The organism is Ignavibacteriota bacterium (genome assembly GCA_016212665.1).
Lineage (GTDB): Bacteria > Bacteroidota > Ignavibacteria > UBA10030 > SZUA-254 > FW602-bin19.
In genome coordinates, this window is sequence record JACREZ010000033.1 from 75771 (window position 1) to 82036 (window position 6266).

6 protein-coding genes are annotated in these 6266 nt (G+C 42.2%); 5 read left to right on the forward strand and 1 reads right to left on the reverse strand.

Annotated elements, in window-relative coordinates; all coding sequences use genetic code 11:
- Positions 1-89: 89 nt before the first annotated feature.
- Complete coding sequence (gene ispE / locus HY960_12030; protein ID MBI5216471.1) at positions 90-941, reverse strand: 4-(cytidine 5'-diphospho)-2-C-methyl-D-erythritol kinase; 852 nt, start codon at positions 939-941, stop codon at positions 90-92.
- A 132-nt stretch (positions 942-1073) separates the two neighbouring features.
- Between ispE and HY960_12035 the strand changes: the two genes are divergently transcribed.
- The 5 genes from HY960_12035 to HY960_12055 all read left to right on the forward strand — a co-directional run bounded on the left by HY960_12035 (position 1074) and on the right by HY960_12055 (position 6034).
- Complete coding sequence (locus tag HY960_12035) at positions 1074-2423, forward strand: citrate synthase (protein MBI5216472.1); 1350 nt, start codon at positions 1074-1076, stop codon at positions 2421-2423.
- A 110-nt stretch (positions 2424-2533) separates the two neighbouring features.
- A complete protein-coding gene (locus HY960_12040; protein MBI5216473.1) occupies positions 2534-3466 on the forward strand; it encodes a TerC family protein in 933 nt (310 codons plus the stop codon).
- Positions 3453-3929 carry a hemerythrin domain-containing protein gene (locus HY960_12045; GenBank protein ID MBI5216474.1) on the forward strand — a complete coding sequence of 159 codons (477 nt, stop codon included), beginning with the start codon at positions 3453-3455 and terminating at the stop codon, positions 3927-3929. The genes HY960_12040 and HY960_12045 overlap by 14 nt, the downstream gene beginning before the upstream one ends.
- Positions 3923-4717, forward strand: coding sequence for an alpha/beta fold hydrolase (locus HY960_12050; protein ID MBI5216475.1), 795 nt, complete (start codon positions 3923-3925; stop codon positions 4715-4717). Before HY960_12045 ends, HY960_12050 begins: the two co-directional genes overlap by 7 nt.
- Positions 4718-4825: 108 nt before the next feature.
- Positions 4826-6034: a glycosyltransferase gene (locus HY960_12055; protein MBI5216476.1), complete on the forward strand. Its 1209-nt coding sequence runs from the start codon at positions 4826-4828 to the stop codon at positions 6032-6034.
- The last annotated feature ends 232 nt before the right edge of the window (positions 6035-6266 follow it).

The following is a 6266-nucleotide window of genomic DNA, read 5'->3' on the forward strand; positions in this document are numbered from 1 at the left end:
ACCACAGAGACACGGAGACACAAAGCAACAATTAGTTTAATTCTTCTCATTTCGGCTGACAATATAGAGAAAACCTCATACTGATGCAATCAGTTCTCAGGTTGAAAATGTGGTGGAGTGAGAAATACAGGAAATGTTTTTTTCATTTCTTCAACAATTTGCCGTGCGGTTTCCTCTTCCCGAAAGATTCCATACACCGAAGAACCACTCCCTGACATTTGCGCAAATTCCGCTCCCGAATCAATCAACTTCGATTTCAATTCAGCAATGAACGGATGATGTGTAAATACCACTTCCTCAAAATCATTTTGAATCGTCTGAGCCCACGATGTTGGTTCACCTATGTGTTTGAGCAGTATGTTTTTCAGATCTACTTTATTTTTTTTACTATGAACCTGTAACTGTGAATACGCCCATGGTGTAGAGACATGCACATTCGGATAAACCAGAACGATCCAGTACGGGATATCGAGGTTGAAGTATGAGAGTTTCTCACCTCGTCCCGTAGCATACGCAGAGGAATTCTTCAAAAATAATGGAACATCGGAACCGAGATTTGCCGCGGTTGGAAAAAGTTCTTCGACGGGGATATTGCTATTCCACAGTTCATTCACCGCAAGGATTGTTACTGCAGCATCAACACTTCCTCCCCCCAAACCGGCGCCAACAGGAATATTTTTTTCAAGTGTAATTTTCACACCTTTTTTTATTCCGTAACGACGCTTAAAATGTAAGGCGGCTTTTACGCATAAATTCTTCTCATCGAGCGGAACATGGGGATGGGAAGAAACGATAGTCACGGATTTTGCTTCTTCAAACTTCAAAACATCCTTCGCGTTCACACGATGGAACACCGTTTCAAGGTCATGAAATCCATCGGGGCGTTTCCTCAGGATACGAAGTCCGATGTTGATTTTCGCATAGGCATGTTTGATTATCATGGGAACAAAAATACGTTATCAACCTGAGAGAAACAACAACAAAAGCGTGTAAATCTCTTGAATTTTTAGTACATTCTCACACTAAAAAATCATTTAACCTTTGAATATAAATCTCAGGAGTACACAATCTCTATGGCATCCGAACAAAAAAAATCAGCAGGGACTGAGCAAAATGTTGCTCAGCCATTAAGTTCTAAAAATTCACTGACGATTATTGATAACCGAACAGGGAAGCAATACGAAATCCCAATTGAAAACGAAACAATTCGTGCAATGGACTTACGCCAAATCAAAGTCAAAGATGATGACTTCGGAATGATGACGTACGACCCGGCGTTTATGAACACCGCTTCGTGCAAAAGCAACATTACATACATTGACGGAGACAAGGGTATCCTTCGCTATCGCGGTTATCCTATTGAACAACTTGCCGAGAAAAGCAATTATCTCGAAACAGCATATCTCCTCATCAATGGTGAACTTCCAACGAAAACACAGTTTGAGGATTGGACGAACAACATTATGGCGCACACCCTCATCCACGAGAACATCAAAAAGTTTATGGATGGATTTCACTATGATGCACACCCGATGGGAATGTTGGTGAGTACGGTTGGCGCGCTCTCAACATTTTATACCGACGCGAAGAATATCAAAAACGCAGAGACACGACGATTGCAAATTTACCGTCTTGTTGGAAAAATGCCAACTCTCGCGGCGTTCGCATTTCGTCATAGCGTTGGCAGACCGTATGTTTATCCCGACAACGAATTAAGTTACGCAGGAAATTTCCTGAACATGCTGATGAAGATGACGGAAGTCAAATACAAAGTGAATCCGATTCTTGAACGCGCACTCGACGTATTGTTCATTCTTCATGCAGACCATGAACAAAATTGTTCGGCGAATGCAATGCGGAGCGTTGGCAGTTCGCATGTTGACCCGTTCTCGGCAACCGCGGCGGCTGCAGCAGCATTGTATGGTCCGCTTCACGGCGGGGCAAATGCGGAAGTGCTTTACATGTTAGATGAAATCGGTTCGAAAGATAAAGTACCGGAATTCATCAAATCGGTAAAAGATGGTAAAGGAAAACTGATGGGCTTCGGGCATCGCATTTATAAAAACTATGACCCGCGGGCAAAAATAATCAAAAAACTTGCCGATGAAGTATTTGAAGTAACCGGACGAAATCCCAAACTCGACATTGCATTGGAATTGGAAAGAATCGCCTTAGAGGATGATTACTTTGTCAAACGAAAACTGTATCCCAATGTTGATTTTTATTCCGGGCTGATTTATCAGGCGATGGGATTCCCCGTCGAGATGTTCCCTGTGTTGTTTGCCATAGGAAGAACTTCCGGTTGGGTTGCTCAGTGGCAGGAATTGTTGATGGATGCTGAGCAAAAAATCGCACGCCCCCGTCAGGTGTATCTCGGATATGAAATCCGGGATTACGTGATGATGGGAAAACGAGAAGAATAATTTCCATCATACTCAAACATATGTGTTACGGCGCTGGCTTGTGGTACTCCGTCCTACTCCCCTCCCACTTGTTGGCGTCGTAACGTAATTTATTAACTGAAAAGATTTTTGTGAGCGAAACCCTCATCACCGTTCTCTTCCTTATTTTTGTTCTCGCCGTTCTCATCATTGACCTTGGCGTCTTTCAGAGGAAAGCACATTTCCCGAAATTCAAAGAGGCGCTTGCATGGAGCGCAGTCTGGATTTCGTTAGCGTTTCTTTTTAACATTTTCGTTTACTATCGGTTTGGCGAGGAGTTAGCGCTCCAGTTTCTCACCGGTTACATCGTTGAAGAAGCGCTTTCTGTTGACAATCTCTTCGTCTTCATCGTAATCTTCGGATACTTTGCAGTAAAACCGGAACATCAGCATCGTGTATTGTTTTGGGGAATCATTGGTGCAATTGTTATGCGAGCGATTTTTATTCTTCTTGGCGCGGCGCTTATCGAGCGGTTCCATTGGATATTATACGTATTTGGTGCATTCCTCGTCTTCACAGCAATTAAGTTAGCTATGCAAAAAGACGATGACGAAATTAAACCTGAAAGAAACCCGTTTGTAAAATTCTGCCGAAAGTTTTTCCCAATCACTCCACATTACGAAGGGAGTAAATTCTTCATTCGGAAGGACGGTAAATTACACATGACACCGTTGTTCCTTGTTCTTGTCGTTGTCGAAAGCACCGATGTTGCCTTCGCGACCGATTCCATTCCAGCAATCTTTGCAATTACGAGAGACCCGTTTATCGTATTCACGTCAAACATCTTTGCTATTCTCGGATTGCGTTCGTTGTATTTTGTGTTGGCAAACTTCATGAAGAAGTTTCGCTTTCTCAAAATCGGGTTATCGGTTGTGCTTGGTTTCATTGGATTAAAAATGCTTATCGAATATTTCGATGTGCATATTCCTATCGTCGCTTCGCTTTTGACCATTTGTCTCGTCTTATTAACTTCAGTCCTCACTTCAGTTTTAATACCCGAAAGGAACAAGCATGGAGCGTCATGAATCACTCATCCCGTTTTCCCGCGAACATCATGAAGGATTACTTCTCGCCGTTCGACTTCAACAAGGCAAGCAAGCGCTTGAACGATTGTGGTCGCACGACCCGAAATGGCAAGCGGAATACGTTGTAAATTTTTTTGAAGAACATCTCGAACAACACTTCGATGCAGAGGAAAGGTTTTTATTTCCTCAGGCAGAAAAATTCTTCGGAGAGAACACACGCATCATCGCATGGCTCAGGAACGAACATGTCGAAATGAAAAACGAAATCGAATACTTCCGAAATCCTGACCCATCAACATTAGAATCTCGCCTGAAAAATTTTGGTCAACTTCTTGAATCTCATATCCGTTGTGAAGAGCGTGAGTTCTTCCCGATGTTTGAAGACCTCGTAGATGAACAAGAAATTGTTGAAATCGGAAGAAAATTAAAAGAAAACAATCCGCACTCCGACGGAGTATGGTAACAAACAAAATCAAAGGCATCATCGCTTACGAAACATTCGGCAATCCATCACATCTGCCGATAGTCTTCATTCATGGTTTCCCCTTCAGCAAAGAAATGTGGAAGCCGCAAGTAGACGCGTTGAAAGAAAAATATTTTTGTATAACTTATGATGTACGAGGTCATGGCAAAAGTGAAGTCGGCGATGGACAATACACCATTGAATTGTTTGTTGATGATCTGATTGACTTGTTGGATGCTTTGAAACTGCGGGACGTGGTTCTTGTCGGATTATCAATGGGCGGTTACATCGCTCTCCGAACAATCGAACGACATCTCGAACGAGTCCGCGCGTTGGTATTGTGTGATACAAAAAGCGAAGCCGATACAAACGAAAACAAAATCAAAAGAGCGAGTCAAATTAACATCATCAAAGCGAAGGGCTTGAAAGCATTTTCGGAGGGCTTCCTCAAAGCAGTGTTTGATGAACAGACATTCGGGACAAATCCCAAAGCCATTGAGTTGATTCGAACCATTATCAACACCAATCCTCCAATTGGAATTTGCGGAACACTCATCGCACTTGCCGCACGAACCGATACAACGGAATCGCTTTCAAGAATCAACGTCCCTACACTTATTCTCATCGGTGAACATGACGCCCTTACTCCTCCTTCTGCTTCACAGGCAATACAGAAAAAAATTCCCCATTCTGAAATGTACATCATTCCAAACGCGGCGCACATGAGTAATCTTGAAAACTCAATTGTATTTAATCGACACTTGATTTCATTTCTTGTACATGTTTAGTAGGTTTGTAGTTTTTGGTTTTTTGTTTGAGTTATTCGTTTCAAGTTTTGAGTCAAAGCATTAAGCATCAAACTTAAGTGATTCCTAAACTCTAACCATTAAACAAAAGTGAAATCAAAGAAACTTCTTCTTCTCTCCACAACTGCTGGCGCCGGTCATGTTCGCGCGGCGGATGCTCTGAAGCGAACTGCCGAAACTCTTTTCAGTTCTGTTGAGGTAGAACACCGTGACATTCTGGATTTCACTACTCCCTTATTCAGAAAAATCTATAGTCAGGTCAACAATACAATTGCCGGACATGCACCGGAACTGTGGGGATTCATTTACAAGAAATCCGAATCACAAGGCATCATCAAACCGAAACACCCGCTTCTGAAACTGTTCGACCAATTTAATTTCAAAAAGTATCTTCAGTATCTGAATGAATGGAAACCATCAGCCGTACTTTGCACTCACTTCCTTCCTTATGTTTCCATTTCGGAGGAGATGCAGAAAAAATCATGGAAGATACCTTACCATGTTGTACCGACTGATTACGATGTTCATTCACTCTGGATTAGTCCGCTAATAAAACAGTATTACGTCGCGACTGAAGAAGCCGCATGGACGGTTCAATCGCACGGAATCTCTGAAGAAAAAATTTCTGTAACTGGAATTCCTGTCGCTCCGGAGTTTACACACATCGGAAATAGAAACTCAATTCGAAAAGAACTCAGAGTTGAACGGGACAGATTCACTATATTGATTCTCTCCGGCGGTTACGGCATCGGGGTGATTGATAAACTCGTTCCTAATATCATCGAGTTTCTTTCTTCCCTCAAACAAAGAAAATTTCAAGTTCTTGTCGTCTGTGGCAAGAACAAAAAATTGTTCGACACACTATCAACGTTAGAAATTCCGAGGAACATCAACTTCAAGTTGTACGAGTACGTTACATTCATTGATAAATTGATGGATGTATCCGATATTCTTATTACAAAATCGGGAGGACTAACAGTCTCCGAGGCACTCAGCAAACATCTTCCCATGCTCATCTTCGACCCGGTTCCCGGACAGGAAGGAAGAAATGCCGACTACCTGTGTGAAACAGGTGTAGCGCAACGTGTGTCAAGTTTCATCAACATGAGATACAAACTTAACCGATTGATTGAAGAACCTGTCAGCTTATCCGCTATGAAAAATAACGCAAAGAACATTGCTAAGCCGGAAGCCACAAAAACTATCATCTCCGATATCCTGAAACGGATAGACGAAAAATATCTAAAATCCGACATGGAAAATTATGAGGGGCAAATCCAACAAATACGTGAAAAGTAAGAACTAGATACACCTATGAAATGGTGGATGAGGAAATAAAACAGAGGAATTAGAACGAACGATGTTCAAAAAAAGAGAACTACGTTATCCATTAAATAAAGCACACCCCTGCCCTCTTGACGAGTGCCAATCCTTGAACAAGTCTTCTGTATCTATTGAGCGAGTCCTTCTGTTGTGCTACACACCGAGCGGGATGTGTCGCATGGTCAAATACGACCGTGCAAGAAATTCC